The organism is Streptomyces sp. IBSNAI002 (genome assembly GCF_052244475.1).
Lineage (GTDB): Bacteria > Actinomycetota > Actinomycetes > Streptomycetales > Streptomycetaceae > Streptomyces.
Genome location: NZ_JBQPXG010000002.1, coordinates 4,726,902 through 4,751,793, shown reverse-complemented (window position 1 = coordinate 4,751,793; position 24,892 = coordinate 4,726,902). Strand labels below are relative to the sequence as shown.

Annotated in this window: 22 protein-coding genes, 5 tRNA genes and 1 pseudogene; 11 read left to right on the top strand and 17 right to left on the bottom strand. The window is 70.5% G+C overall.

Going from position 1 to position 24,892, the window contains the following annotated elements:
* Positions 1 to 46: 46 nt before the first annotated feature.
* Positions 47 to 871, top strand: coding sequence for a tRNA (guanosine(46)-N7)-methyltransferase TrmB (gene trmB / locus ACTVZO_RS23055; RefSeq protein WP_443300195.1), 825 nt, complete (start codon positions 47 to 49; stop codon positions 869 to 871).
* Positions 872 to 914: 43 nt separating this feature from the next.
* Entirely contained in the window at positions 915 to 2,288 is a 1,374-nt protein-coding gene (locus tag ACTVZO_RS23050; protein ID WP_443300194.1) for a PrsW family intramembrane metalloprotease, read from the top strand.
* Here the strand turns inward: ACTVZO_RS23050 and ACTVZO_RS23045 are convergent.
* The 3 genes from ACTVZO_RS23045 to ACTVZO_RS23035 all read right to left on the bottom strand — a co-directional run bounded on the left by ACTVZO_RS23045 (position 2,197) and on the right by ACTVZO_RS23035 (position 4,969).
* A complete protein-coding gene (locus tag ACTVZO_RS23045; protein WP_443300193.1) occupies positions 2,197 to 3,237 on the bottom strand; it encodes a M23 family metallopeptidase in 1,041 nt (346 codons plus the stop codon). The two genes, ACTVZO_RS23050 and ACTVZO_RS23045, sit on opposite strands and share 92 nt — an antisense overlap.
* 292 nt (positions 3,238 to 3,529) lie before the next feature.
* The gene (locus ACTVZO_RS23040; RefSeq protein ID WP_443303245.1) at positions 3,530 to 4,702 is read right to left on the bottom strand and encodes a PP2C family protein-serine/threonine phosphatase; all 1,173 of its coding nucleotides are present in this window, start codon (positions 4,700 to 4,702) and stop codon (positions 3,530 to 3,532) included.
* A gap of 193 nt (positions 4,703 to 4,895) precedes the next feature.
* Positions 4,896 to 4,969: transfer RNA gene (locus tag ACTVZO_RS23035), tRNA-Met, on the bottom strand.
* A 302-nt stretch (positions 4,970 to 5,271) separates the two neighbouring features.
* On the opposite strand from ACTVZO_RS23035, the gene ACTVZO_RS23030 reads away from it, so the two are divergent.
* Entirely contained in the window at positions 5,272 to 6,546 is a 1,275-nt protein-coding gene (locus ACTVZO_RS23030; RefSeq protein ID WP_443300192.1) for a hypothetical protein, read from the top strand.
* 103 nt (positions 6,547 to 6,649) lie between these two features.
* Here the strand turns inward: ACTVZO_RS23030 and ACTVZO_RS23025 are convergent.
* The 7 genes and pseudogenes from ACTVZO_RS23025 to ACTVZO_RS22995 all read right to left on the bottom strand — a co-directional run.
* Positions 6,650 to 6,722, bottom strand: a tRNA-Lys gene (locus ACTVZO_RS23025).
* 76 nt (positions 6,723 to 6,798) lie between these two features.
* Positions 6,799 to 9,156, bottom strand: a complete 2,358-nt coding sequence (locus ACTVZO_RS23020) for a hypothetical protein (protein ID WP_443300191.1) — start codon at positions 9,154 to 9,156, stop codon at positions 6,799 to 6,801.
* A gap of 170 nt (positions 9,157 to 9,326) precedes the next feature.
* A complete protein-coding gene (locus ACTVZO_RS23015) occupies positions 9,327 to 11,648 on the bottom strand; it encodes a DEAD/DEAH box helicase (RefSeq protein ID WP_443300190.1) in 2,322 nt (773 codons plus the stop codon).
* Positions 11,649 to 12,010: 362 nt separating this feature from the next.
* Positions 12,011 to 12,568 carry a hypothetical protein gene (locus ACTVZO_RS23010; protein ID WP_443300189.1) on the bottom strand — a complete coding sequence of 186 codons (558 nt, stop codon included), beginning with the start codon at positions 12,566 to 12,568 and terminating at the stop codon, positions 12,011 to 12,013.
* Positions 12,569 to 12,654: 86 nt separating this feature from the next.
* Positions 12,655 to 13,029 (bottom strand): fluoride efflux transporter FluC, encoded by a 375-nt coding sequence (locus ACTVZO_RS23005; RefSeq protein ID WP_443300188.1) that lies wholly within the window; start codon positions 13,027 to 13,029, stop codon positions 12,655 to 12,657.
* Positions 13,026 to 13,541 carry a fluoride efflux transporter FluC gene (locus ACTVZO_RS23000; RefSeq protein WP_443300187.1) on the bottom strand — a complete coding sequence of 172 codons (516 nt, stop codon included), beginning with the start codon at positions 13,539 to 13,541 and terminating at the stop codon, positions 13,026 to 13,028. The genes ACTVZO_RS23005 and ACTVZO_RS23000 overlap by 4 nt, the downstream gene beginning before the upstream one ends.
* Positions 13,538 to 13,603, bottom strand: a pseudogene (locus tag ACTVZO_RS22995) (metallopeptidase family protein); the annotation flags it as partial. The pseudogene ACTVZO_RS22995 and the gene ACTVZO_RS23000, both read right to left, overlap by 4 nt.
* 71 nt (positions 13,604 to 13,674) lie before the next feature.
* On the opposite strand from ACTVZO_RS22995, the gene ACTVZO_RS22990 reads away from it, so the two are divergent.
* Together ACTVZO_RS22990 and ACTVZO_RS22985 are read left to right on the top strand one after the other, a co-directional pair.
* Entirely contained in the window at positions 13,675 to 15,384 is a 1,710-nt protein-coding gene (locus ACTVZO_RS22990) for a recombinase family protein (RefSeq protein WP_443300186.1), read from the top strand.
* Between the two features lie 827 nt (positions 15,385 to 16,211).
* On the top strand, positions 16,212 to 16,550 hold the full coding sequence (locus ACTVZO_RS22985) for an HNH endonuclease (RefSeq protein ID WP_443300185.1): 339 nt from the start codon (positions 16,212 to 16,214) through the stop codon (positions 16,548 to 16,550).
* On the opposite strand, the gene ACTVZO_RS22980 is transcribed toward ACTVZO_RS22985, so the two are convergent.
* On the bottom strand, positions 16,547 to 16,780 hold the full coding sequence (locus ACTVZO_RS22980; RefSeq protein ID WP_443300184.1) for a hypothetical protein: 234 nt from the start codon (positions 16,778 to 16,780) through the stop codon (positions 16,547 to 16,549). The genes ACTVZO_RS22985 and ACTVZO_RS22980 overlap by 4 nt on opposite strands.
* A 1,425-nt stretch (positions 16,781 to 18,205) precedes the next feature.
* Between ACTVZO_RS22980 and ACTVZO_RS22975 the strand changes: the two genes are divergently transcribed.
* Positions 18,206 to 19,153 carry a major capsid protein gene (locus ACTVZO_RS22975; protein WP_443300183.1) on the top strand — a complete coding sequence of 316 codons (948 nt, stop codon included), beginning with the start codon at positions 18,206 to 18,208 and terminating at the stop codon, positions 19,151 to 19,153.
* Positions 19,154 to 19,226: 73 nt separating this feature from the next.
* Here the strand turns inward: ACTVZO_RS22975 and ACTVZO_RS22970 are convergent, their stop codons facing one another.
* The 3 genes from ACTVZO_RS22970 to ACTVZO_RS22960 all read right to left on the bottom strand — a co-directional run bounded on the left by ACTVZO_RS22970 (position 19,227) and on the right by ACTVZO_RS22960 (position 20,879).
* A complete protein-coding gene (locus ACTVZO_RS22970; protein WP_443300182.1) occupies positions 19,227 to 19,919 on the bottom strand; it encodes a class I SAM-dependent methyltransferase in 693 nt (230 codons plus the stop codon).
* 84 nt (positions 19,920 to 20,003) lie between these two features.
* Complete coding sequence (locus ACTVZO_RS22965; protein ID WP_443300181.1) at positions 20,004 to 20,471, bottom strand: hypothetical protein; 468 nt, start codon at positions 20,469 to 20,471, stop codon at positions 20,004 to 20,006.
* A 192-nt stretch (positions 20,472 to 20,663) separates the two neighbouring features.
* The gene (locus ACTVZO_RS22960; protein ID WP_443300180.1) at positions 20,664 to 20,879 is read right to left on the bottom strand and encodes a hypothetical protein; all 216 of its coding nucleotides are present in this window, start codon (positions 20,877 to 20,879) and stop codon (positions 20,664 to 20,666) included.
* Between the two features lie 176 nt (positions 20,880 to 21,055).
* Here ACTVZO_RS22960 and ACTVZO_RS22955 point away from each other — a divergent pair, with 176 nt between their 5' ends.
* Both ACTVZO_RS22955 and ACTVZO_RS22950 read left to right on the top strand, forming a co-directional pair.
* Positions 21,056 to 21,832, top strand: coding sequence for a helix-turn-helix domain-containing protein (locus tag ACTVZO_RS22955; protein WP_443300179.1), 777 nt, complete (start codon positions 21,056 to 21,058; stop codon positions 21,830 to 21,832).
* 235 nt (positions 21,833 to 22,067) lie between these two features.
* On the top strand, positions 22,068 to 22,418 hold the full coding sequence (locus ACTVZO_RS22950) for a metallopeptidase family protein (RefSeq protein WP_266352419.1): 351 nt from the start codon (positions 22,068 to 22,070) through the stop codon (positions 22,416 to 22,418).
* A 15-nt stretch (positions 22,419 to 22,433) separates the two neighbouring features.
* On the opposite strand, the gene ACTVZO_RS22945 is transcribed toward ACTVZO_RS22950, so the two are convergent.
* Entirely contained in the window at positions 22,434 to 22,787 is a 354-nt protein-coding gene (locus ACTVZO_RS22945) for a metallopeptidase family protein (RefSeq protein ID WP_401622980.1), read from the bottom strand.
* Positions 22,788 to 22,913: 126 nt separating this feature from the next.
* Here ACTVZO_RS22945 and ACTVZO_RS22940 point away from each other — a divergent pair.
* The 3 genes from ACTVZO_RS22940 to ACTVZO_RS22930 all read left to right on the top strand — a co-directional run bounded on the left by ACTVZO_RS22940 (position 22,914) and on the right by ACTVZO_RS22930 (position 23,197).
* Positions 22,914 to 22,986: transfer RNA gene (locus tag ACTVZO_RS22940), tRNA-Glu, on the top strand.
* 38 nt (positions 22,987 to 23,024) lie between these two features.
* Positions 23,025 to 23,098, top strand: a tRNA-Asp gene (locus tag ACTVZO_RS22935).
* Positions 23,099 to 23,120: 22 nt separating this feature from the next.
* Positions 23,121 to 23,197: transfer RNA gene (locus tag ACTVZO_RS22930), tRNA-Phe, on the top strand.
* Positions 23,198 to 23,234: 37 nt separating this feature from the next.
* On the opposite strand, the gene ACTVZO_RS22925 is transcribed toward ACTVZO_RS22930, so the two are convergent.
* Positions 23,235 to 24,086 carry a cytochrome c biogenesis CcdA family protein gene (locus ACTVZO_RS22925; protein ID WP_443300178.1) on the bottom strand — a complete coding sequence of 284 codons (852 nt, stop codon included), beginning with the start codon at positions 24,084 to 24,086 and terminating at the stop codon, positions 23,235 to 23,237.
* Entirely contained in the window at positions 24,083 to 24,889 is an 807-nt protein-coding gene (locus ACTVZO_RS22920) for a DsbA family protein (protein ID WP_443300177.1), read from the bottom strand. Before ACTVZO_RS22920 ends, ACTVZO_RS22925 begins: the two co-directional genes overlap by 4 nt.
* Positions 24,890 to 24,892: the final 3 nt, after the last annotated feature.

Sequence of the window (24,892 nt, the reverse complement as noted above, 5' to 3'; positions counted from 1 at the left end):
CCGTGGGCAGGCCCGCCACGGGCCCCCGTCGTAGAATCTCGGCATTGTGTCTGAGTCCCTGAACCCCCAGCCGCCCAGCCTCCCGGACGCCGCGTCCGCACCCGCGCCGGAGGCGAACGCGTACGTGCCGCCCAAGTGGCGGACCGAGCCCCGCTTCCCCGACGGGCCCTCCCCGGACCCGGCCGGCTCGCACCACGAGCGGCGCATCCGCAGCTTCCAGCCCCGCCGCAGCCGGGTCACCACCGGACAGGGCGAGGCCCTGAAGCGCCTGTGGGGCACCTGGGGCCTGGACATCGACGGCCACGAGGTCATCGACCTGAAGGCCCTCTTCGACGGCCTGCCCGTGGTCCTGGAGATCGGCTTCGGCATGGGCGAGGCCACCGCCCAGATGGCCGCCGCCGACCCCGGCACCGGCATCCTCGCGGCCGACGTGCACACCCCCGGCCAGGGCAACCTCCTCGCCCTGGCCGAACGCGGCGGCATGACCAACGTCCGGGTGGCCAACGGCGACGCCATCATCCTGCTCCGCGAGATGCTGCCGCCCGACTCCCTGGCCGGGATCCGCGTGTACTTCCCGGACCCCTGGCCCAAGGCCCGCCACCACAAGCGCCGGCTGATCCAGCCCGAGTTCCTCACGCTGGCGGCGACCCGCCTGGCCCCCGGGGCCGTGCTGCACTGCGCGACCGACTGGGAGCCGTACGCCGAGCAGATGCTCGAAGTTCTCAGCGCGCACCCGGACTTCGAGAACACCCAGGCCGACGGCGGCTATGCGCCGCGCCCCGGCTTCCGGCCGCTCACCCGCTTCGAGGGCCAGGGCCTCGACAAGGGCCACCTCGTACACGACTTGCTGTTCCGGCGCCGGGAGAACTGACAACGTCACCGCGCGTGTCAGACCGGCTCTGTAGGGTCATGGTGTGTACCGAGCGCTCTCCGCTGTGCTCGCACGCACGCCGGGCCCGGTCCGCACGTGCGTGCTCCTCGTTCTGCTCGCCGCCACCGGGATCGCGATCCTCGAACTCGTGCGGGAGCAGACGGGCACCCCCGGCTTCTTCGTCGGCCTGGGTCTGGCCCTGCTGCCGGTGCCGCTGCTCATGGCGGCCTTCCGGTGGCTGGGCCGGGCCGCGCCCGCGCCCTGGCCGCAGCTGCTGTTCTGCTTCGGCTGGGGTGCCTGCACCGCGGCGCTGATCGCGATACTGGCCAACAGCTTCGCCACCGAGTGGATAGCCGCGGCCACCGCGGACCCCTCCGATGCCGACCAGCTCGGTTCGGTGGCGATCGCGCCGGTGGTGGAGGAGAGCGCCAAGGCGGCGGCCCTGCTCCTCGTGTTCGTCTTCCGCAGACGGCAGTTCACCGGCCCCGCCGACGGTTTCGTGGTGGCCGGCTTCACCGCCACCGGATTCGCCTTCACCGAGAACATCCTCTACCTCGGCAACGCCTTCGACGAGGACCTGGCCAAGGGCACCGGCATGCTCAACTCCGTCACGGCCGCGACCTTCTTCGTCCGCATAGTGGTGTCGCCGTTCGCGCACCCGCTGTTCACGGTGCTCACCGGGCTCGGTTTCGGCGCGGCCGCGCTCAGCACCGGCCGGTGGCGCAGGATCGGCCTGCCCCTGCTCGGGCTGGCGCTCGCCATGGGCCTGCACGCGCTGTGGAACAGCTCGTCGCGGCTCGGGGAGTACGGCTTCTACGTGGTCTACGGCTGCGTGATGGTCCCGCTGTTCGGGCTGCTGCTGTGGCTGGCGGTGCGGATAAGGCGTCGTCGCCTGCGGGCCGTCGCCGGGGAGCTCGCGGTGTACGCGGCCGCCGGCTGGCTCGGTCCGGCCGAGGTCCCCGCCCTGGCTTCGATGCCCGCCCGGTCACTGGCCCGCAGCCTGGCCCGGCGCAGCGGCGGCCGGGCCGCGGGGCGGGCGGTCGCCCGGTACCAGGCGGACGCCGCGGCCCTGGCCCTGCTGCGGAACCGGGCGCGCCGCGGCGGCCCGGGCGGCGAGCCCGATTTCGCCGGACGGGAGCGGGAGTTGCTGGACCGGCTCTGGATGCGCCGGGCGACGGCGGGTCCCGCGCTGGCCCGGGCGGCGGTCATGGAGGAGCTTCTTCCGCCGTGGTTCGATCCCCTGCCTCGGCCCGCCGTGGTGCCCGGGGCGGTGCTGACCGGCATGCCGGCGCCGCGACGGGCGGGCGATGCCGAGGGGCCGGGCCTCAGACGTTCAGGCCCTTGGAGGTCAGCCACGCCAGCGGGTCCACCGTCGAGCCGCCCTTGCGCACTTCCAGGTGGAGATGGGGTCCGGTGACGTTGCCGGTGGCGCCGACGCGGCCGATGGTCTCGCCCGGGGCGACCGAGCCGGAGGTCACCGACATGGAGGACAGGTGGCAGTACCAGACCTCCGTGCCGTCCTCGAGCTCCAGCACGATCCGGTAGCCGTACGCGCCGGACCAGCCGGCGGAGGTGATCTTCCCGGCGGCCACGGCCTTGGCCGGGGTGCCGGTGGGGGCCGCGAAGTCGAGGCCGGTGTGGTGGCCGGAGGACCACATGGAGCCGGCGACCCCGTAGTGCGAGGTGAGGGTGTAGGCGGAGGTGGGCAGGGAGTAGCTGCCGGCCAGTTTGGCGACGCGCTCCTGCTCGGCCTTGGCCGCGGCGGCCTGCTCGGCGGCCTTGGCCTCCTGTGCGGCCTTCGCCTCGGACGCCGCCTTCGCCTCCTCGGCGGCAGTGCGCGCGGCCTCGAGCTTGTCCTTGGCCTCCTGGGCGGCGGTCTCCCGGGCGGCCCGTTCGGCCTCGGCCCGGGCCTGGCTGACCGCGGCCGCCTGCTGGGAGTCGGCCTGCTGGAGGATGCGGTTGCGCAGTACTTCGCCGGGGTCGGCACGGCGGTCGGACTGCTGCGGGATGATCCCGGTCCTTGGCGCCGCCCCGGCCGCCTCCCCGGAACCGCCTTCCGCCTGCCGGACGTTGTCCCCGGTCATCCCGGCGGAGTCGCCGGGCACCATGTCGGGCAGCGAGGGCAGGGATATCGCGACCTGGGGCCGGTCCTGGGCGGTGGCGATGCCGCTCGCACCGACCGCCGCGATGACGCCGACGCCGAGCACGGTGGAACTGCGGGCCAGTCCGCCGCGCTGCTTGGCCACCCGGTGTTTGCCACGGACCGAACGGACCGAATCCTCGGTGGGATTCCACTCGCCCCAGGCGCCCGCGGTCGGCGGCTCCTGGTTCTCGATGCCTTCGGGGGCAGGCAAGTTGGAGGCCACCGGGGCACACTCCTCATTGACGCGATCGCGCACGGCGCCGTCTCTTGCGACGGCTGGGACGACCGCGCTGCGTTATCGAAAGGTAATAGACGGAGGGGAGTGATTCCAAGCTGTTGCGATGGATCGTTCATGCCAATCGGCCACTCCCTGACCTGCTCTGGCCAGGGCTTTTCACCTGAAACCCGGATCGACTCCGGCAAAATTCAAGTGATTCCGATATCACTTCAGCCACAACTGGATCATGACGATCCGTCAGCCACCTTGCAGAGAGCGGCCTGTCGCTCACCCACCGTCACGACCCCTCGTCCCGGGGCACCACTGGCACGGTCAGCCGCCGCTCCGGCTCCCCCTCTCCGGGCCGGCCCACCGCGAGCAGCGCCATGTCGTCCGTAGCCCCGCCCCCGGTATGCCGGCGCACATCGCTGCTGAGCGCGCCGAGCAGCGCCTCCGGCCCGGGGAACACCCGCCCGCGCAGCCGGTCCGCCGGATCGTAGAAGACGCCTGCCCGGTCACGGGCCTCGGTGACCCCGTCCGTGTACAGCAGCAGCGTGGAGCCCGCCGGGAAGGCCCACTCCTCGACCAGGCCCGGCCGCCCGTCGAGTTCCCCCAGGCCGAGCGGCACGGCGGGCTCCCTCGGCCCGAGCGCCACCAGCTCCCCGTCGGCGTGCAGCAGCAGCGGCTCGGGGTGGCCGCGGTTCAGCAGCCGCAGCATGTGCGCCTCCGGCGGGACCTCCCCGAGCACGCACGTCGTGAAGCCCTCCACCGCGTCCAGGCTGTCGCGCCGGATGCCCTCCCGGGCCAGGGCCCGTTCCAGCCGCTGCGCCAGCTCCACCAGCGTCGGCTCGGTCTCCGCCGCCTCCCGGAAGGCCCCCAGGACCACCGCCACCGCCTCCACCGCGCCCAGCCCCTTGCCCCGTACGTCACCCACCGCCAGCCGCACTCCGTACGGGGTCTCCTGGACGGCGTACAGGTCCCCGCCGATGAAGGCGTCCGCCTGCGCGGCCTCGTACCGGGCGGAGACGTGCAGGCCCCCGATGCGCTCGGCCGGCGTGGGCAGAACCGCCCGCTGCGCGGCCTCGGCGATGCCGCGCGCGGAGGCGAGCCGCTCGCCGCTGCGCCGCACCACGCGGTTGATCAGGAGCGCCAGGCCGGACACGGTCAGGACGGTGACCAGCTCGGTCAGCGCCTCCACCTTCCAGGTGGTGCCGTGGTACAGGTGCAGCAGGACCACCACGAGCGAGGCCAGCGCACCGGTCACGGCCGTGGCCCGGAAGCTGAACAGCGGGGCGGCGATCAGCGGGGCCGCCGAGAAGAAGGGCGATCCGGTGAAGTTGGGCGGGGTCAGCAGGTCGAAGACCAGCCCGACGACGATCAGCACGGCCGGCAGCACCCGGACCACCTGCCGGGCCAGTCCGCTGCCGGCACCGTCCGCGCCCTCGTGCCCGCCGTTGTCCCGCCGGCCCAGCCCCACCACGCTGCTCTCCTGCCGCCCGGTCGCTCGCACAGGTGCGGGCTGGCCACCGCCTCGCCCCTCAAGGGTGGCGCCAGGGGGACCCGTACGGCGACCCGGCTGCGGCCGATCGGGTGACGGGGCGTGAGACGACGGGCCGGAACACGACGAAGGCCCGGTTCCAGGGGAACCGGGCCTTCGTACTGAGTAGCGGGGACAGGATTTGAACCTGCGACCTCTGGGTTATGAGCCCAGCGAGCTACCGAGCTGCTCCACCCCGCGTCGGTAAACACAACTCTACGCCATCCGGGGAGACCCCTTCGCCAATTAACCGCCGCACCACCCCCGCGACTTCCATAACCCCAGGTCAGAGCGGGTAAATCGACCCAGAACCGGGCATGGCGAAGCGAAGATCATCTCTGTTGCACGCCGGTGACACAGCGGGGATCGTTCCGGGATCGGCCGCGGGCGAGGATTCACCTGTCGCCAAGGCCGCGGGGAACACGCACCGGCCGGAAGCACCCACCACACCGACCGGCTCGGCGCTCTGCCGATGCCCTTGTGATTCCCGGGGGGAGTCCACCATGTCCGTTCGCACCGCAGCCGCCATCGCAGTCGTCGCCGGCGTTGTCACCACTCTGCTGCCGCTCTCGGCAGCCGCCGCGTCCGCCGCACCCGCCGCCGACGGCAGTGCCGTGCTGCGCACGGAGATGGGCACCCCCGTCCCGAACGGTCCGCTGACCCGCGGCGGGGCCACCGAGACCTTCGACCTGACGGTGAAGAACCCGACCGGCAAGGCCGTCACGTACAAGCCGTGGATGCTCCTGGACCCGACCGGCCCGAGCCGGCTCCAGGACTCCGACGTCGTCTTCAAGGTCGACGCGGTGGACGCCCCGGCGACCAAGTCCTCGATCGGCCGGCAGGACGGCGAGTGGCAGGGCATGTTCTACCCGGCGTCCGGCGACGAGGGCGGCCAGGGCGGCTTCGACATCCCGGCGAACGGCAAGATGACCTGGAAGGTCACCCTCGGCCTCGGTGTGGACTACCCCACCAACAACGGGGACTTCAACCTCCGGGCCGCCAGCTACAACAACTCGGTCGCCGCCGACGGCATGGGCGCCCACCTCTTCAAGGTCGGCCCGCAGATCACGACGGGCGAGCTGAAGACCTCGTTCAAGCAGGGCCTCGCCGACATGGGTGGCCAGGAGCACCGCGCGTACTGGGACCTGAACTACCAGGCCACCGGCGAGGGCACGTTCGCCACCGGTCTCGCGAGCACCCTGAGCCTGTCGCACCCGGGCGAGGAGAAGGCCGACTTCCGCGTGCAGGCCATGATCGACGGCCGCTGGCAGGACCTGAAGGCCGAGGACGGCCGCTACGCGCTGCCCGAGATCCCCAAGGGCTTCGGCGCGGCGTCCGGTGTCCGCACCCTGCCGCTGCGGGTCAACCTGGGCCAGGACACCAAGATCAAGAAGAAGGCCACCGTCACGATGGAGGTCGAGGTCTCCCACGCCGCGGGCAACACCTTCCCGATCAAGTTCGGTTACGTGCAGTTCCCGCTCACCCCGATCACCGAGCCGGCGCCCGCGCCGTCGGGCACCCCGACCACGTCCCCGTCCCCGTCGGGCGCGCCCACCAAGGCCCCGGGCACCTCCACGGCAGTCCAGCCGGCCGCGGCCACCTCCTCCTCGGCCGCCGCCGCGGGCAACGCCCGCACGACCACCACGGGTTCGGGCTCGCTGGCCGCCACCGGCTCCTCGTCCACGGGCCTGTACGCCGGCCTCGCCGGAGTCCTGGTCGCGCTCGGCGCGGCCGCCGCCTGGCTCGGCGCCCGCCGCCGCCGGGTCACCTCCGCCTGACCGGCACACACCCCGCGTACGACGAAGCGCCCCGCCCGATCGATCCGGGCGGGGCGCTTCGTCGTACGGGCCACCGGGGTTGTCCCCCGCGGGCCCTGAGCAGTAGGCCATGTCGGACTCGAACCGACAACCAACGGATTAAAAGTCCGCTGCTCTGCCAATTGAGCTAATGGCCCTCGGCGTGCTCACCCCAGAGCATAGCCGGACAGCGCCCGTCAGCCGATCGGGTATCGGCTGACCGGCCTGTCGGGTTCAGCCTGCCGGGGGGCGCACCACGCGGGACGGGATGCCGGTGACCTTCACCGAGCCGCTCGTGCGCAGCTCAGGGGTCTGGCCGTCGGCCGGGCGGGCCGTCAGGGTCCACTCGTATTCGCCGGTGTAGAGGTAGCCGCCCGACTGGTTCTTGCCGTCCCAGGCAGGCGTGATCAGGCCACGCGCCTCGCCGCCGGAGCGGACCACCGTCGAAATGCCGGAGGTCTTGTTGCGGACCGTCAGCTTCCAGGAGGAGACCGGCTTGGACAGCCACCAGCGCGAGGACCAGCTCTTGGCCGTCTTGAAGTCCACCGTGGCCGGGATGTCCTGGTCGATGACGGCGAGCGGGGACGCGTTGCCGGACACGCCGAGGGCGTGCACGGTCTCCTTCGCGTCCGTGTAGGCCAGCCGTCCGCCGAAGCGGTCGACGGTCCAGTCGCTTCCGTACCTCTTCAGGGGCTGCGCGATCTCGCGCTCCCGCACCGGGGCGCCGGAGCGCAGGTTGTGGACCTCCAGGCCGGTGTCCGTCTGGTTCACGACGTACCCGTCGCCGAGCCGTACGCCGTCGCGGGCGCCGGTGAAGGGCAGCGGGATCCGCTTCTTGGACGGCAGGTGGAAGGCGGAGGCGCCGGCCCCGTTGGAGGAGCAGGAGAAGTACAGCCAGTCGCCGCTCGCCTGGAGCTCGTGCGGGCTGCAGCCGAGGTCGGCCCGCTGGGTGACCTGGCCGGTGCGCAGGTCGGTGCCGGCCACCACGGTGTTGTCCTCCCGGTCCCACAGCGTGGAACCCCACAGCGTGGCGGCCTGGGAGGGTTTGGCGTCCAGGAGCTTCCCGGCGTCGATGTCGGCCACCAGGGTCCGGATGATCTTGCTCGTGCCCTTGGTCTCCGTGGCGGTGAAGATGACGTACCGGCCCGAGGCGCTGTCGATCAGGTACGGCTCCAGCGCCTCGGTGCCCGCCAGGTGCGCCTGGCGGAACGTTCCGCCTGGGCGGGTCTCCCGTACGTTGACCACGGCCCCGCAGATCATGGTGCCGCAGGAGCCCTGGCCCATGGACGAGAGCGAGACGATCCGTCCGTCGCCGGTCGCGGTGGTCCAGCCGGGGATGTCACCGCGGGGCGCGCAGAGCCTGCTGTCGGTCGGCTCGTCACAGCTCCAGTCGGGTGTCTGGCTCGCCGGGGAGGTCCCGGTCAGCGGCAGCGCGTAGCCCTGCATGCTGCGGACGGGGTCCTCCTGGCCCGCGATGAGCCGGCCCTGGGCGAGGCTGAGCGTCACCCGGTCCGCGGGGTCCGGCGGCAGGTCCAGCACCGGCGTCGGCGCCGGGGCGCCGTCGGGGCCGGGCTTGATCCGGTACATCGCCCAGTGGCTGGAGTCGGTGCCTCCGGCCACATACGCGGAGCCGTCTGTTCCGGTCTTCATGCCGCGGTCGGCGGACCGGGCGAGCAGGGTGCGGGGGGCACCCCCGGCGACGGGCACCGCGGTGACCCCGCCGGTCGAGCTCTGGGTGTCCTGCGTGACCAGCCAGTCGCCCACGGGCTGGAGGTACCCGCGCGCGGGGACGGTGACGGTGCGGCTCACGGCCAGGTCGGCGCGCGAGTACACGGTCGCCTTGGTGGATCCGCTCTTGCGCACCGAGACCCACTCGGTGCCGAGGGCGACGTCGGCGAAGGTCGGGTCCGCCGCGTCGGCCGGCAGCGCCAACGGCGTCAGCGTCGCCGTCGCGAAGTCGAGCACGGCGAGGGTGTCCCGGTCGGCGCCGGGAGACCGGTAGGCGATCAGCGCGCCCTTCTCGTCGGAGGTGTACACCCAGAGCCGGTGGGACGCGATGCGCTCCGGCGCGGTGACTCGGACGTCCTTGCGCGGTTCGTTCTCACGGCCGATCAGGTGCAGGGTGATTTCGCCCGGCTCGTTCGGCGCGATGGCCAGGACCTGCGTCGGCGAGAAGGTGCTGGTCCAGGACCAGCCGGAGGTCGGGGCGGGGAGCGTCTCCCGGTGGCCCGTCGCCTGGTCGTGGAGGGTCAGCGGCCCGGCGGTGGAGCCGGGCTCGGGGCGGTAGTCGCAGCCGATGGTGTCGCCGAGGGTCATCCACTTGCCGTACTTCCCCGACGCGCAGTCCGCCTGCGGCAGTTCGCTGCCGTCCGAGAAGCGCTTCCAATACATCCCGCCGCCGGGCCGGGCGAACGTCGCACCGTGCGGGCCGGCCGCGAAGACCGGCTCGTGCGCCGGCTTCTGGTGCGGCAGCGGAGCGATCGTCAGTTCGTCGGCCGCCGTGGGTCCTGCGGCGGCCGGTCCGGCTGCCAGGGCGCCGATCCCCGTGGCCAGTGCGAGCGCGGCGGCGCCCAGCATGCGTGACCGTTTCATGTACTACCCCCCATACGAAGCGCCGGGGGGAGGCCGCGGTTCCGCGGTGCCGTGTCCCCGGCGCAAAGTCCGGATCGTAGCAAAACGCGACAGGGCCCCCACGGCCCGCTCGGATACGAGCAGTCGTGGGGGCCCTGTCACCCCTGTCAGGAGGGGTAGCTCAGCTGCCGTCAGCCGTTGCGCTTCCAGCGCGGCTTGTCGTCGCGGCGGCCGCCGAAGCCACCGGTGGAACCGGAGCCGGACGGACGGTGGTCGTCGCGGCGGCCGTAGGGACGGTCGCCGGCGCCGCCGGAGCGGAAGCCGCCGGAGGGACGGTCGTCACGACGGTCGCGGTTGAACGGACGGTCGCCGCCACCGGAGCGGAAGCCGCCGGAGGTGCGGTCGTCACGGTTGTACGTGCCGTTGCCCGTGGCCGGACGGTCGCCACCGGAACGGAAGCCACCGGACGGACGGTCGTCACGGCGGAAGCCGCCACGGTCGCCACCACGGTCATCGCGGTTGAAGCCACCGGAGGGACGGTCGTCACGACGGAAGCCACCACCGGCCGGACGGTCGCCACCGGAACGGAACCCGCCCGACGGACGGTCGTCACGACGGAAGCCGCCACGGTCGCCACCACGGTCATCGCGGTTGAAGCCACCGGAGGGACGGTCGTCACGACGGAAGCCACCACCGGCCGGACGGTCGCCACCGGAACGGAACCCGCCCGACGGACGGTCGTCACGACGGAAGCCGCCACGGTCGCCGCGGTCGCCACCACGGTCGTCGCGGTTGAAGCCACCGGACGGACGGCCGCCGCGGTCGCCGCGGTCATCACGGCGGAAGCCGCCACGGTCACCACCGCGGTCGCCGCCGCGGTTGTCGCGACGCTCGAAGTTGCCGCGGTCGTCGCGCTGGGCGCGCTGCTCCTCGCGGCGCTCCTGCGCGGCCAGTTCGGCGGCAGCGGCGGCGGCAGCAGCCGCGACCTCGGCCTCGGCGGCCTCGGCCACCTCGGCGACAGCGGCCTCCGGGTCCTCGCCGCGCTCACGCGCGGAACGGGCGACGAGGCGGTCGGCCTCTTCGCGCAGCTCCACGGCACGGCGCGACAGGCGCTCCAGCTGCTTGGTGAGCTCGGCGACCTCGCGCTCGGCCTGCTTCGCGGCGTTGTTCGCGGAGTCGGCCTGGACCTCGGTCAGCGAGCGGGCACCGGTGATCTCGGCGACCTCGGGCTCGAAGGCGCCGGCGCCCTGGACGATGTGGCGCGAGGCGTCGACGCCCGCGTCCTCCATCAGGCGGAAGATCTGGCGGCGCTGGTGCGGCAGGGCCAGGGAGACCACGACGCCGGACTTGCCCGCGCGGGCGGTACGGCCCGAGCGGTGCAGGTAGTCCTTGTGGTCGCCGGCCGGGTCCACGTTCAGGACCAGGTCGATGCCGTCGACGTGGATGCCGCGGGCGGCGACGTCGGTGGCGACGAGCGCGTTGACGTAGCCGTCCTTGAAGTCGGCGAGGACGCGGGTACGGGCACCCTGCGTCATGCCGCCGTGCAGCGCGTCGGCCTTCACGCCGGCCTCGACGAGCTGCTCGGCGATGCGGTCGGCGCCCAGCTGGGTGCGGACGAAGATGATGGTGCGGCCCTTGCGGGCGGCGATGGCGGCCGTGACCGGCGCCTTGTCCTTCGGCTTCACGACGAGCACGTGGTGCGTCATGGTCGTGACGTTGCCCTGCGCGCTGTCGACCTCGTGCGTGACGGGGTTGGACAGGTAGCGCTTGACCAGGGTGCCGATCTCGTTCTCCATGGTGGCGGAGAAGAGCATGCGCTGGCCGCCGCCGGGGATCTGGTCGAGCAGCTCGGTGACCTCGGGCAGGAAGCCCAGGTCGGCCATCTGGTCGGCCTCGTCGAGGACCGCGACCGAGACGTTCTCCAGGGAGCAGGCGCCGCGGTTGATGATGTCGCGCAGACGGCCCGGCGTGGCGACGAGGACGTCGACGCCGCGCTCGAGGGCGTAGATCTGGTTGCTCATCGAGGTGCCGCCGCAGACGACCTTCATCTTCAGGCCGAGCACGTCGCCGTAGGGCTGGAGGGCGTCCGCGACCTGCATCGCGAGCTCACGGGTCGGCGTGAGGATGATCGCGCGGGGCTTCTTCTTCTCGGTGAAGCCGCCGGCCAGCGTGGCCAGGGTCGGCAGACCGAAGGAGAGGGTCTTGCCGGAGCCGGTGCGGCCACGGCCGAGGATGTCCTTGCCGGCCAGGGCGTCCGGGATGGTCGCGGCCTGGATCGGGAAGGGGGTGGTGACGCCGTTCTGCGCGAGCTTGCGCACGACGCCCTCGGGCAGACCGAGGTCCGCGAAGGTGATCGTGGGCTCGGCGTCGGCGTCGGACTCGTCGTCGCCCTCGGCGTCGACGGAGTCGATGGACTGGTCGGTCGTCACGTCGGCCTCAAGGGCCTCGATGGCCTCGTCGACCACAAGGGTCTCTACTGCGTCGACGAGCTCGTTCGAGTCGTTCTCGGGCATGACGGCACGGTCAGAACTGGAAATGGACATGCGAAATGCGAAACCTTCCGGAGTCTCGGCACGCGCCCAAACTCCGTGAATCGCAAATCGACCGCCTCAATGCGGTCAGCCACGGCTAGGGAGAGTACGCGCCACACGGCGCTCTTCGGATTCGGCGCCGGGCAATGGGATCAAACGATCTATAACCATACGCACCCTCCCCCGGGTCTGGCAAGTCACTCCGGCAGAAACCACTCTGACCTGCGGAGATGACCGGAGCCCGGGGACGGGTCGGAGCAGGGGACGGAACGAGGACAGCGCGAGGAGGAGACGGGGACGGCACGGGGACGGAGCCTGGCGACGCACCCCGGAAAGGCCCCGGGCTACGAGCCAGGCGCGGTGCTCGGCTCCGGCTGCTGGCTCGGCGGCGGCGTGGGTTCCGTCACAGGAGGAGGCGTCGTGGCCGGCGGCTCCGGAGTCGGGCTCTGCGACGGCTGAGCGCCTCCCGGGCCGCCCGAGCCGCCCGCTCCGCCCGAGCCCCCGGATCCTCCCGAGCCGCCCGCACCTCCCGAACCGCCCCCGGAGGGCTCCTGCGGCCCCTGGCCGCCCGCCCCGCCGCCCGGTCCCGCCGACGGCGAGGGCATGCCCGGATGGCCGCTCGGCGCTCCCGGGCTCGGCGAGCCCCCGGTCGCACCGGACGCCTTGCCGTCCTCCTTGGGCCTGCCGTCCTGGCTCCCCGTACCGTCCTTCGTGCCGTGCCCGTTGCCGTGCACCCCGGAGCCCCGTCCGGTCGTGGACGCCCCGCCCGCCGCGCCGCGGCCGTCGGACGAGGAGGAGGGCCCGGGCTTCGCCGAGTCCTCGCCGACACTCATGCAGCCCGCCGTCGCCGCGACCGCGAGCGCGGTGACGGCCAGTCGGAGGGAAGCGGACAACTGGCGCACGAGGGCACCTCCGAGCCTGTGGGATGAGCGGTCCGCATGAGCGGGTCAAACAGCCCAACTCCCTTTGACCCGTATGGGACACGCCCTCAGCCGAACAGCTGCCGCGCCACCTGCGACCCGAGGTGCACGGCGCCCAGCCCGACCAGCACCGATGCCGCCACGTTCGCCGCCGCGAGGAACGTCAGGCCGCGCTCGGCCAGGCGCAGCGTCTCGTACGAGAACGTCGAGTACGTGCTCAGCGCCCCGCACAGCCCCGTCCCGATCAGCAGCTCCAGCCGGCCGTTCGAGCCGCCGGCCAGCAGCGCCCCGGTCAGCGCGCCCAGCAGCAGGCAGGCGGCCGCGTTGACCGCGAACGTGCCCCAGGGGAAGGGCGAGTCGTGGCGCGCCTGCACCGCACGGTCCGTCAGGTACCGCAGCGGCGCCCCGACCACCGCGCCCGCCACCACCAGCAGCCAGTTCACCGCGGCTCCCCGCCGCCACGGCCCGCGCCGGCCCGGGCCGCCCGGGCCCTGACCGCCCGGCGCGTCAGCGAGGCCGCCGCCCACACCGCGCCGAGCGCCGCGGCCACGGTGAGCCCCGCGTACGCCAGCGCGGTGCCCGCCTCCCCCTCGTCCAGGAGCCGCGAGAAGTCCAGCGCGTACGTCGAGAAGGTGGTGAAGCCGCCCAGGATCCCGACCCCGGCGAAGGGCCGCAGCAGCGGATGGGGCGACGTCCTGCCGCCCTCGCTGATCAGGACCATCAGTACGCCGATCAGCGCGCTGCCGACCGCGTTGATCACCAGGGTCGCCCACGGGAACGCCCCCGGCCCGGCCGGCCAGAGCAGGGCGATCCCGTACCGCGCCGAAGCCCCGACCGCCCCGCCCGCCGCCACCGCGGCGAGCACCCGGCCCTGCGGCTCGGCGGCCTGCGCGGGCACGTGCAGGTCGACGTCCGGGTCGATGGCCTCGCCGCCGGGGACGGCCGGCCGGGTCATCCGTAGCCCAGCGCGTGCAGCCGCTCGTCGTCGATCCCGAAGTGGTGGGCGATCTCGTGCACGCAGGAACACCCGCCAGACACCTTGTCCGACCACGGATTTAGGCTGGTCAGCGGGGTAAGGGGAGGTTTGTATGTCACCACGAGAGCCATTCTCGCGCGCCGCCGCCATCCTGCGCGCGATCCTGTACCTGCGGATCTCGGATCTCACGGACACGTCCACGTCCATTCCCCGCCAGGAGAAGGCGGGCCGGGGCCGGGCCGAGGACCTGGGCGCGGAAGTGACCAAGGTCTTCAAGGACGAGGACAAGTCCGGGTTCCACACCTACGTGAACCGGCCCGACTGGGAAGCCGCCCTCACCATGCTCCGCGAGCGCCTGGCGGACGTGTTGATCGTCTTCAAGGTGGACCGCGCGACGCGCCAGGGCATCCCGCAGGCATCGGAGATCATCCGGATCGTCTACGAGACCGGGTGCCGCTTCATCTCCATCGCGGACGGGATCGACTCGAACAACGAGGGCTGGGAGATCCAGCTCACATTGGCCGCGCACCAGGCCCACAAGGAATCCAAGAACACGTCCATCCGGGTCACGGACCTGCGGGCGGACGAGCGGGACGAGGGCCGCTGGATGGGCAGCCGCCCGTACGGCTTCGTCGTCACGCCGGAACGGAAGCTCACCCCTCACCCGGAGGAGTCGGAGATCATCCGCGCCGTGGTCGCGAAGCTCCTGGACGGCCAGTCCCTGCGCTCCGTCGCGAAGTGGATGAACGACCAGGGCTACGACTCCCCGCGCTGGGCGAGCCGGAAGCAACGCATCGCCCAGCTCGAAGCCAAGGGCGAACCTCTCAAGGCGCAGAAGCTCCGCGAGAAGCCGATCAAGACCCCGAACTCATGGTCGTGGCCCGTCGTCCGACAGCTTGTGATCTCGCCCACCCTGGCCGGGTACCTGCCTCACAAGGGTGAAGTCCACCGTCACACCGTGACCGGCGAGATGGTCCGGGTCAGCGAGGAGATCATCAGTTTCGCGGATCACACACGCCTGCGGTCGATGTTCGGCAGCCGGGTCCCCGTCCACTGGACCCGGGAGGCCACGCCCGGCAGCAAGTCCAAGGAGACGGGCCGGGCGGTCACCGGTCTCATGTCGGATTACCTCTACTGCGGCGAGTGCGGGTCCCGTATGTCCTACGACACAGCGTTCGTACGGAAGGGTGAAGTCTGGCCCCGCTACCGCTGCATCCGCCGACACTTCAGCGGACGATGCCCCGGCGTACTGATCAGCGGCACCCATGCCGATGCCCTGGTGACCGAAGCGATGATCAACCGCCTCGGCGCCCTCGATGACGACGACCCGGCGATCCTGGCCATCGCTCAGCGCTGGGCCGACATGAAGCACCCGGACCGCAAGGCCCGCCGATCCCAGCTTGAGGCCCTGATCCGGGAAGAGGAACAGTTCCTCGACCGCTTGGAGGACGAGAAACTGAACGGCCTCTTCCAGGGCACGCGCGGCGAAGCCCGCTTCAAGCGCCGCTACGACGTGAGCAACGGGCGGCTGGACGGGTACGAGAAGGAGCTGAGGGAGCTCCCAGAAGGACAGGCACTCGACATCACGTTCCTGCGGGACACGGAGCTCTTCAAGGAAGCGTGGGCGAACTGGCCGCTGGCCGAGCGCCGCGAGACCGTCGGTCTCGTGCTGGAACGCGCCTGGGTCTTCAAGGCCCGCAAGACCGGCGTCCGCCCGTCCTTCGACCGCCTCCGCTTCTGGTGGGTCGGGGAGGAACGCCCCGAAGGTCTGACGTTCCCCACAACGCTCGCTGAGGCTGCGGCCAAGCCGACGCCCGCCTAGCCGCTCAGAGGCCCCCGGCCGAGCGCACAGCCCCGGATGGTCCCCGCGGACCACCGGGGCTGTCTTGTGCCCACAGACAGGCGTAGGGGCGTTCCGTGGCTTTTCGCCTGCGAGCCCCACCGGCTCGGGGCGGCCCAACAGCGGGGCGAGAGGTGTTGGAGTGACGGTTACAACCGATTTTTTAGAACACACAGAAAAAATAAGAAAGAAGAGAGAACGGCGTCCCGAACAGCACTGCGCCACTGGCAGCCCGTCGGGCGCCCCTTGCGCTCCTCAACAAGTGGGGAGGCGGAGGAGAACCCTGAACACCGATGCGGCCTGGCAGGGTCCGGGAAACCTCCGGCTTCCACTATGGCAAACCCAAAAACCAACCGGACCCCCCGCGCGCAGGGCGGGCAAGGGTTGCTCTCCACTACTACGGAGAGAGAAACCGGCACGGCCCCGCGTACTGCGAGGGCGGGCAAGGGTTGCTCTCTACAGAGACCGGAGCAAGAGCGGCCAACCCCACTCCGGTGAGGCGCGGCAAGGCTTGCTCTCCACTACTTCCGAGACCGGGATTACCGCGCGCCCACCCAACACGGGGGACTCGGCGGACAGAGCGCCCGCTCTCGGAATCAACGTTGCCCGTGCACCACGCACCCTCCCGTTACGGGGGTGGCCGCTGGGGTCGTGAGGCAACGTGCGGGGACCGCACCGCCCATGAGTAACCACCCTGCGGGGTGCCGAAAGGGGGTGTAAGCGCGTGCGGTCCCCACCCTGTCCGGACCGGCCCCGAGCCGGCGAGGACATCGAGGACCAGGACCACGGCGAGCACCAGGGGGCCGCACATGCGCTGTATCGACTGCACCGAGCCCGCGACCCATCGGGGACGCTGTACGGCTCATCACGGCGCGTACGAGGGACGACCGAGTGTCCGTTCCCGACGAGCGCGGAGCCGGCGCCGAGCGGCCCGGTACGACGCTGCTGCCCGACTCCGCAGACGTGTGCAGGAACGGGGCTCGGCCTGGTGCGACTGGTGCCTGTCCGACTTTCCCGCGGACGGGGTGGACGTGGACCATGTGCGACCGCTGTCCCTCGGTGGCGAGGACACAGACAGCAACGTGCAGGTGCTGTGTCACGGCTGCCACCAGCTCAAGACGAGCACCGAGTTCGGGGGCGCGTCCTAGTGGTCGCCGGGGTCGTTCTGCTCGCCGTTCTGGGAAGTTCGCCAATTCGACAGTGCACAGACAGCCAGCACCCCGAGGACACAGGCTCCCGCCGTGCGGATGATCGACAGTTGGACCCGCTCGGACACGTTCGCGCCCCGTACGTGCAGTCCGTCCTTCCCGGCGTTCAATTCGAACGTCGTGCTCGCCGGGGTGGGTTCCGCGTCATCGGCACTGACCAGTTCAGACATGGGGGTAGGACACCGCATCCCCGGGGGCACGTCAAACCTGCATGTCCCTTGTCTGCGGAAGGTACCCCTCATGCCCCGACGACCCCGCCCACCGTGCTCGGTACCCGGGTGCCCGGAGTTGGCCGCCCGTGGTGGCCGCTGAAGACGTGAAACATGTGCGCCCGTTGCCCCTTGGTAGCGAGGACACAGACGGCAACGTGCAGGTCCTTTGTCACTGCTGCCACCGGCTCAAAACAGCAATCGAGTTCGGGGGTGCGGGCGCTCCGCTCTAGCGCTGCTCCAGCTACTCAGCGTCTCCGCCACTTGCCGGGCGGGACCAACGAGGCATCGGCCCGTAGTTGTTTAAATAGGGCCTTATCTGCCTCATCGGCTACTTTCTTTGCCTGTTCAAGAAGCTGCCAGGCGGCTGCCCTAGCCGCTTCCTGTTCCGATTCTTCGGTCGTGGATCCGATTACCGCCCAATTCCAAAGCGCCCTGACCCACTTGTCGTACGCCTTAGTGGAGGCATCATTGGCCGCGAGGAGTTCTGGCGACGCGTATAGCGCTAGCTTTGTTGAGAGTAGACGCGCGTGATCCTCATGGACCGAAGTGTCTCGGTCCGACGAACTCGATCCCGTGCTAGACAGCCGATCCCGGTGCCTCTGCCGCGCCAGTGTTACGCGGTGGGTCTCTTCGAGTGCGTCGGCCCGGCGTTCCCATACTTTGTGATCCCGTTCCCGCGCACGGGTGGCCTTTTGAGTGATCCATTGGCCGCCGATCGTAGCCAGGGCGCCAAGTACCCCGCCAAGCATGGTGGCTATCACCGGTGTGATCGTCATGGCGGCAGAGCTTAGGGCTAGCGGGCTCGGCTGCGTAGACCCCGACCGTGTGCGCTCCTCGCCCCTGGAGGCCCCCCATGCCCCGACGACCCCGCCCCCCTTGCTCAGTACCCGGGTGCCCCGAGCCGACTGCCCGTGGTGGCCGCTGCGCCGCTCATGAGCGCGAGGCGACTGCACAGCGGGTCACACCAGGAACGAGCGCGTACGGGCCTCGCTGGCCCTACATCCGCCGCACGTACCTGTATCGGAACCCGTGGTGCGTGCTGTGCGGGAAGCCCGCCACGGTTGCGGACCACTTCCCCGAGTCGCGCCGGTCGCTGGTGGCTCGGGGTGTTGCCGATCCGGACGTTGCCTCTCGTCTGCGTCCGCTGTGCCTGTCGTGCCACAGCAGGGAGACCGCGAGGCACCAGCCGGGTGGATTCGCTGCGGAAGCACGGTCACGGCGTGAGTCGCTGGAGCGTCCGCCGTTCTGACCCAGGGGGGTGCCCCCTGCCCCTCCCGAGACTGCACGGCAGGGAGGCAAAAAACTCGCATGGCTCATTAGAGCCTTCTTGTGGAGCGACACCGAGTTCACGGTTTCGCTCCTTTTCTGTATCCGCTATCTCTATTGGAGAATTCAATGACGCTTACTCTGGCCGAATCCGCCAAGCTGTCGCAGGACCAGTTGCAGCGCGGTGTCATCGAGACGTTCGTACAGGAATCGCCGATCCTGGACCGTCTTCCGCTACTGAAGATCGCTGGCAATGCCTACCGATACAACGAGGAGTCCACCCTTCCCGGCGTCTCCTTCCGTGCGGTCAACGAGGCGTACCCGGAGAGCACCGGCACGCTCAACCAGAAGATCGAGACGCTCGCCATCCTGGGTGGTGACGCGGACGTGGACAAGTTCATCGCGCAGACCCGCGGCAACCTCAACGATCAGCGGGCGGTTCAGATCATGATGAAGGTCAAGGCGGCATCCGTTCACTTCTCGGATCAGTTCTTCAACGGTGACGTGCTGGTGGACCCCAAGGGGTTCGATGGTCTGCGTAAGCGGCTCTTCGGCACTCAGGTGGTCGACGCCAAGGGGCTCGGACCGGTGGCGAACGGCTACGAGTTCTTCGATGCGCTGGACACTCTGACCGCGCGTGTCCGCGGCATCAACGGTGCCAACGGCGCGCTCTACATGAACGCCGACATCCGGGCCAAGATCGCGTCAGGGTTCCGCCGGCTCGGCGGTTCCGAACTGCTGACGTCGGAGATCGCGGGTAGGCGTGCCGTGATGTGGAACGGGATCCCGATGCTCGACGCGGGCCAGAAGCTCGACGGTACGGATGTCCTGCCCCTGACGACTGGGACCGGAGGCAAGCAGACCGGCGACATCTACGCGGTCCGCTTCGGGTCCACCGAAGCGGATGCAGGAGTCACCGGACTGACCAACGGTGGCGTGCAGGCCACCGACCTCGGCGAGTCCCACGACAAGCCCGTCTACCGGACCCGCATCGACTTCTACTGCGGCCTCGCGCTGTTCGGAGGGAAGGCAGCCGCCCGTCTGACCAACGTGCTGAACGGCTGATCGACCCACAGAGCCCCCGTGCTCGTCTCCCTTCACAGGGCGGCGGGTGCGGGGGCTTCTTTGCGTTCTCGCCCTAGGATCGCTGATCTTCCCCGCGTACCGCCCGGACGAGCAGCGTGCCAATCGTGCGCTTCTCATGGGCCGGGGCGGGGATCACGGCCGCCGTCGTTTCCACGAACCCGTACTCCTTGAGGAGCGCGCACCAGATGTCGGGTTCGTAGTCCCAACGCTTCACGATGGCGGGGTCCTGGTCGTCCCCTCGCGGGATGTACGAGGCCTGGCATCCGTAGCAGCCTTCCACTGGGGGCCGCTGTGAGAGGGCGAATACGCCCCCCGGCTTCAGCCCGGCGTGAACCTGCGGGATCAGCGAGCTGGGATCGGTGAACCAGGCCGCTCCGAACACGCTGTAGACCGCGTCGAAGACTGTGTACGTCGTGCTCAGGTAGGCGATGGCATCGCCTCGGTTCAGCTCCATGCCCTCCACGTCCGGCCAGCGCTCACGAGCTTTGGTGAGCTGAGCCGGGGACAGATCGATACCTACGGCCCTGATCCCCGTGGAGGCGAGATGGGCGAGGTTGCCGCCGGACCCGCAGCCCAGGTCGAGTACCGATTCCCCGGGCTTGACCGAGAGGACTTCGGCTCCGGGGCCGTGGTCCGCGTACTGGGTCCAGTTGAACCACGTGGTTTCACCCCTGGCGTTGGTCTGCCTCCTCTGGGGCTTGCTCTGCGAGTACGTGTCCCAGGCGGCACTGCGGGCGTCAGTCATTGCGTGTCCGTTCTCGTTCACGACAGCAGCCGCCCGGCACGGTACCGGGCGGCTGCGGCGCTCATGTGGCGGTTCGAGGGGTTGCTACTTCTTGCCACCGTTCGGGCTGTCGGTGCAGCCCGCGTGGCACTGCGAGCAGTCGGCGGCGCCCTCGTGGGGCCAGAACTCGGCGTCAATGGCGAACCCGGACGCGCGGATCACGGCGGTGGTCGCCGCCATGGCAGCCCGGCCCGCTTCGGGGTCGGCCCCGGTCGCTTCGTCCTCCGGGACGTGGTGGATGTAGTCGGCGCCGAGGGCTCGGGAGAACGCGACGTACGGCACGCTCCGCTGCACGAACGCGTGCCAGAACAGGTCCACTCGAAGTGACGGAGTCAGCGCCGCGTCCGTCTGGACGGAGGCAGCCAGGTAAGCCGCCATCTGGGCCACGCCGCGGGTGCCCATGTCGTCCGACAGGTCGGGCCAGGTCTTGCGCACGTCCTGGATGAGGCGGGCCCGGAGATCGGGGCTGATGAGGTTGAGAACCTCGGAGGGGTTCAGTCGGGTGATCGTCACGTCTGTGCCTTCCTTGTCAGGAGATCGGCTGAGCAGGCGACGGTGCAGGAGAGGGGGCGCAGCGGGAGCAGTCACACGGTGGCCAGCGTGCGGAGGCTGCCGGTGACAGGGGCTTCTCTGTAATGGCGCTGGGGTAGCTGACTTCGGCTCCCCAGGTCCGCCCAGAATCGCGGGAGACCCGGATGGTCAGGCTCACCGGGTGTTCCTGTGGTGCTGGTGGCTGCGGATCCTCACGTTCGCGTCCGAGACTGCGGAGTGGTCACCCCGCTTGAAGGCGGCACTGCGCAGTACGGCCTGCTCCCCGCAGATCTCGCAGCCCTCCACCGGGGTCGGGTGCAGTTCCGGCATGGACAGGGTCACGGCCCTGCCGACGCTGCCCCCAGGGAGCCCCTGCTTGTAGCCGGCCATCCACTCACGCCCTCTCGTCCGGTTGCCGTGTCCGTGCACCGATGTTCCCGCCGACGGAAGGACAGAACGACGGCATATCGGGCGTCGTCGGGGCGTCACTCGACGGGGCGTCAATGACGTCTGCGGGGGCGTCAAACCGGTGTCATTCGGAGGCTGTTCGTTCTAGCTTTGACGTCATGACGACAACCGCCGTGGTGCCGAATGATGTGCTGCGGGCCGTTCGAATCGGCCTGCGATTAAGCCAGGACGACTTCGCCAAGGCCCTTCGCCGAGCCGGCGAGGAGCTGGGCGAGCCCAACGAGGCGTCCAAGCGACTGGTGCAGCGCTGGGAATCAGGTACGAGCAAGACGCCCCGTGGCGTGTACGCGAGGGCGCTGGAGCGGGTCACGGGGCGTCCCGTGGAAGCTCTCGGGTTCTCCCTGCCGGTACCGACGGCACGGGTGCACGCGGACGGGATGGGAGGACATGACATGGACGCCGGGACGGAAGGGATCGCCGTGGCCACCGGGAGCCCGCTGGCAGCGCACGCGACCGAAGAGACGTTCTCGGGTGTGTGGCTCAGCCGGTACGAGTTCTACTCGTCGAGCCGGGACACCACCTACGAGTGCAAGCACTACGTGGTGATCGTGCAGCACGGGAACCGGCTCACCGCCCAGAGCCCGCCGGGCGCGAGCAGCAACCCCGAGAGCCCTCTCTCGCTGGACCTGACCGTGGACCGCAACGTGGTCACCGGATCGTGGGTGGAGCAGACCGCCTCGGACGGCTACTACAACGGCGCCCGGTACCACGGAGCCCTGCAAATGCTGATCGAGCCGACGGGCCGACGCATGGCCGGGAAGTGGGTCGGGTTCGGCAAGGATTTCGACGTGAACACCGGACCGTGGGAGCTTCGGCTGGTCGACCGGTCCACCAGCAAGGCGACCCTGGAGCAGTACGCCCGAGCGCCGGAGTGATCGTGTACTCGCAGTAACAGCAGAGCCCCCACCCGCGTGCCTGTCCGGTCCGCTGGTGGGGGCTTTCTTCATGCGGCTTGTGGTGAGAGCGGGAGATCGCCCGTTCTCGCACCACGACGAACATATGTGATGTGGGCCACTCTGGTGCCCTCCAGCGGCAGCGGGCAGAGCAGCCGAGCGGGGTTCTCTGCGCCCGCCCCACTCGGGAGTGACGGTCGTCACGGAGAATGGCCGTGTGCTGGAGATGACGCGAGACGCCTTCGAAGAGCTGGTGGCCGAAGCCCTGGACTCGATCCCGCCTGAGCTGACGCGGGTCATGGACAACGTGGCGGTCTTCGTGGAGGACGAGCCGCCGGCCGACGACCCCGAGCTTCTGGGGCTCTACGAGGGGACTCCGCTCACGGAGCGGGGCGAGTGGTACGCCGGGGTCCTCCCGGACCGCATCTCGATCTACATGGGGCCGACGCTCCGGATGTGCGAGAGCCCCGAAGACGTGGTTCACGAGGTCGCCGTGACCGTGGTCCATGAGATCGCCCACCACTTCGGCATCGACGACGAGCGCCTTCACGAACTCGGCTGGGGCTGATCCAGAACGGCCAGCTCAGGCCGCGACAGTCACCTGAACAGGGGAAACCTCACCCGAAGAGGTGTACGACGGGATACCGTGCACCACGGTGACCTCCGTCTCGGCGACCACGCTCTCCCGGTCCTCGCACATCCGCAACGTGGGGTTCCGGTAGATCGTGATCCGGTCCGGCAGCACCCCGGCGTACCACTCGCCGCGGTCCGTCAGCGGGGTCCCCTCGTACAGACCGAGCAGCTCGGGGTCGTCGGCGGGAGGTTCGTCCTCGACGAACACCGCCACGTTGTCCATCAGCCGCGTCAGCTCCGGCGGGATCCGGTCCAGGGCCTCTGCGACGAGCTCTTCGAACTCCTCGCGCGTCATCTCCAGCACCGGGTCATTGTCCCCCCGGTGGGGGCCCCTTCCGCTTGCCGGGGGAAACCGTTTTGGCGATAGCTCCCCGGATCCCATATGCTTCTCACGTCCCCGACGCGCTGGAAAGTGCCCGGCGGGCCTTTAGCCCTCATCGTCTAGTGGCCCAGGACGCCGCCCTTTCAAGGCGGTAGCACGGGTTCGAATCCCGTTGGGGGTACGCATTACCGTGTGCAAGACTTGTCTCGCACACTGCAAGGACCTGTGGAGCAGTTGGTTAGCTCGCCACCCTGTCAAGGTGGAGGTCGCGGGTTCAAGTCCCGTCAGGTTCGCTGAAGCCGGAAACGGCTTCGTGGCTGGGTAGCTCAGTTGGTACGAGCGATCGCCTGAAAAGCGATAGGTCGCCGGTTCGACCCCGGCCCCAGCCACCATCAAGAAGGCCCCGTCTCCGGACGGGGCCTTCCGTGGTTACTCCGTCTCCGTCCCCGTCTCCGGCTCCGCCGTGCGGGCCCTGCGGCGCCACTGCGCCAGCCCGACGGCCGCCGCCCCCGCCGCGACCAGGCCCAGCAGCGCCCAGTCCGGGACCCCGTCGGCCACCGACCGGACCCGCTCCTCCACCGTGAACGAGTCGTCCACGTCCAGCAGCCCCGGCAGGGCGCTCGCCCCGTCGAAGACGAGGAACATCGCGCCCAGGGCGATGAAGAACAGCCCGGACAGCAGCGAGGTGGTGTGCAGTTCGAAACGGCCCACCGTGAAGGCCCGTCCGCGCAGCCAGCGCCGCCCGCCGAGGTCGAACCGCTCCCACAGCAGGGCCAGCAGGAACAGCGGCACGGCCATCCCCAGGGCGTAGACCGCCAGCAGCAGGCCCCCGTAGACCGGGCTGCCGCTGACCGCCGCCACGGTCAGCACGCTGCCCAGGATCGGGCCCGCGCAGAAGCCGGCCAGTCCGTAGACCGCGCCGAGGGCGTACACCGACAGGGCGGTCGTCGGCCGGATCCGCCCCGACAGTTCGGCGGCGCGCTTCGAGGCGAAGCCCAGTCCGAGGATCTGGGCGAGCCCGAGCGCGATGATCAGCCAGCCGCCGGCGAGGACCAGCGCGTCGCGGTTGCCGTGGAAGAACCGCCCGGCGTACGAGCCGGCCGCCCCCAGCGGTACGAGGGTGGTCGCGAGGCCCGCGTAGAAGATCCCGGTGCGTGCCAGCAGCCGGGACGTGGAGTCGATCGAGTACGCGAAGAAGGCGGGCAGCAGCAGGGCGCTGCACGGGCTGAGCAGCGCGAGCAGGCCGCCCAGCAGGGCGGCCAGGTATCCGATGTCGGTCACGGCCGGGCCGCCGCCTCGGCCTTGGCGATCGCGGCGGTGAAGGCGTCGAGGGGCTGGGCACCCGCGATGGGCTGCCCGTTGACCAGGAACGACGGGGTGGAGGTCACGCCGATGCGGTAGCCCTCGTCCTGGTCCTTCTTCAGGGCCGCCGCGGCCTGCTCGCCGGCCATGTCCTTCTTGAAGCGCTCCAGGTCCGGGACGCCCGCCTGCCCGGCCAGCTCCACGAGGCGGGCCTCGCCGAAGCCCTTCTCCTTGGCCCCGTCGGCGTACGCGGCCGCGTGGAAGGCGGCGAACCGGTCCTGTTGCCCGGCGGCCCAGGCGGCCTTGGCGGCGGCCTCGGAGTCCGCGCCGAAGATCGGGAAGTTGCGCCACTCGATGCGCAGGGTGCCGTTCTCGACGTACTTCTTCACCAGGGCGGGCTCGGTGTCCCGGGCGAACTTGCCGCAGTAGCCGCACTTGAAGTCGGAGTACTCGATCAGCACGACGGGGGCGTCGGCGCGGCCGACGGCGAGCTTGTCGGCGGAGTCGCGGCGGGCCAGCGCCTTCAGCTCGGCGGCGGGATCGGTACGGGGCGCGGCGGAGGCGCCGGCTCCGGCGCCCGCTGCGGGCTTGTCGGTGGTGGCGGTGGAGGCCTGCCAGGAGACGAGGCCGAGGGTGAGCGCGGCGATGGCGACGCCGGCGGCGATGTGCAGGGGCTTCTGGGAGGCCTTGCCGGGCTTCCCGGGCTTGGCTGAGTTTCCGGGCTTCCCGGGCTTGGCGGACTTGGCGGTGGTGCCGGACGTGCCGGGCTTGGACGTGGACATGCG

What these genes read in the sequence shown, in the direction of transcription:
- ACTVZO_RS22920 (WP_443300177.1), bottom strand. Translation starts at nt 24,889, where the DNA reads ATGTCCACGTCCAAGCCCGGCACGTCCGGCACCACCGCCAAGTCCGCC.
- ACTVZO_RS23030 (WP_443300192.1), top strand. Translation starts at nt 5,272, where the DNA reads ATGTCCGTTCGCACCGCAGCCGCCATCGCAGTCGTCGCCGGCGTTGTC.
- ACTVZO_RS22960 (WP_443300180.1), bottom strand. Translation starts at nt 20,879, where the DNA reads ATGGCCGGCTACAAGCAGGGGCTCCCTGGGGGCAGCGTCGGCAGGGCC.
- ACTVZO_RS23020 (WP_443300191.1), bottom strand. Translation starts at nt 9,156, where the DNA reads ATGAAACGGTCACGCATGCTGGGCGCCGCCGCGCTCGCACTGGCCACG.
- ACTVZO_RS22990 (WP_443300186.1), top strand. Translation starts at nt 13,675, where the DNA reads ATGTCACCACGAGAGCCATTCTCGCGCGCCGCCGCCATCCTGCGCGCG.
- ACTVZO_RS23000 (WP_443300187.1), bottom strand. Translation starts at nt 13,541, where the DNA reads ATGACCCGGCCGGCCGTCCCCGGCGGCGAGGCCATCGACCCGGACGTC.
- ACTVZO_RS22985 (WP_443300185.1), top strand. Translation starts at nt 16,212, where the DNA reads ATGCGCTGTATCGACTGCACCGAGCCCGCGACCCATCGGGGACGCTGT.
- ACTVZO_RS22970 (WP_443300182.1), bottom strand. Translation starts at nt 19,919, where the DNA reads ATGACTGACGCCCGCAGTGCCGCCTGGGACACGTACTCGCAGAGCAAG.
- ACTVZO_RS22955 (WP_443300179.1), top strand. Translation starts at nt 21,056, where the DNA reads ATGACGACAACCGCCGTGGTGCCGAATGATGTGCTGCGGGCCGTTCGA.
- ACTVZO_RS22980 (WP_443300184.1), bottom strand. Translation starts at nt 16,780, where the DNA reads ATGTCTGAACTGGTCAGTGCCGATGACGCGGAACCCACCCCGGCGAGC.
- ACTVZO_RS23015 (WP_443300190.1), bottom strand. Translation starts at nt 11,648, where the DNA reads ATGCCCGAGAACGACTCGAACGAGCTCGTCGACGCAGTAGAGACCCTT.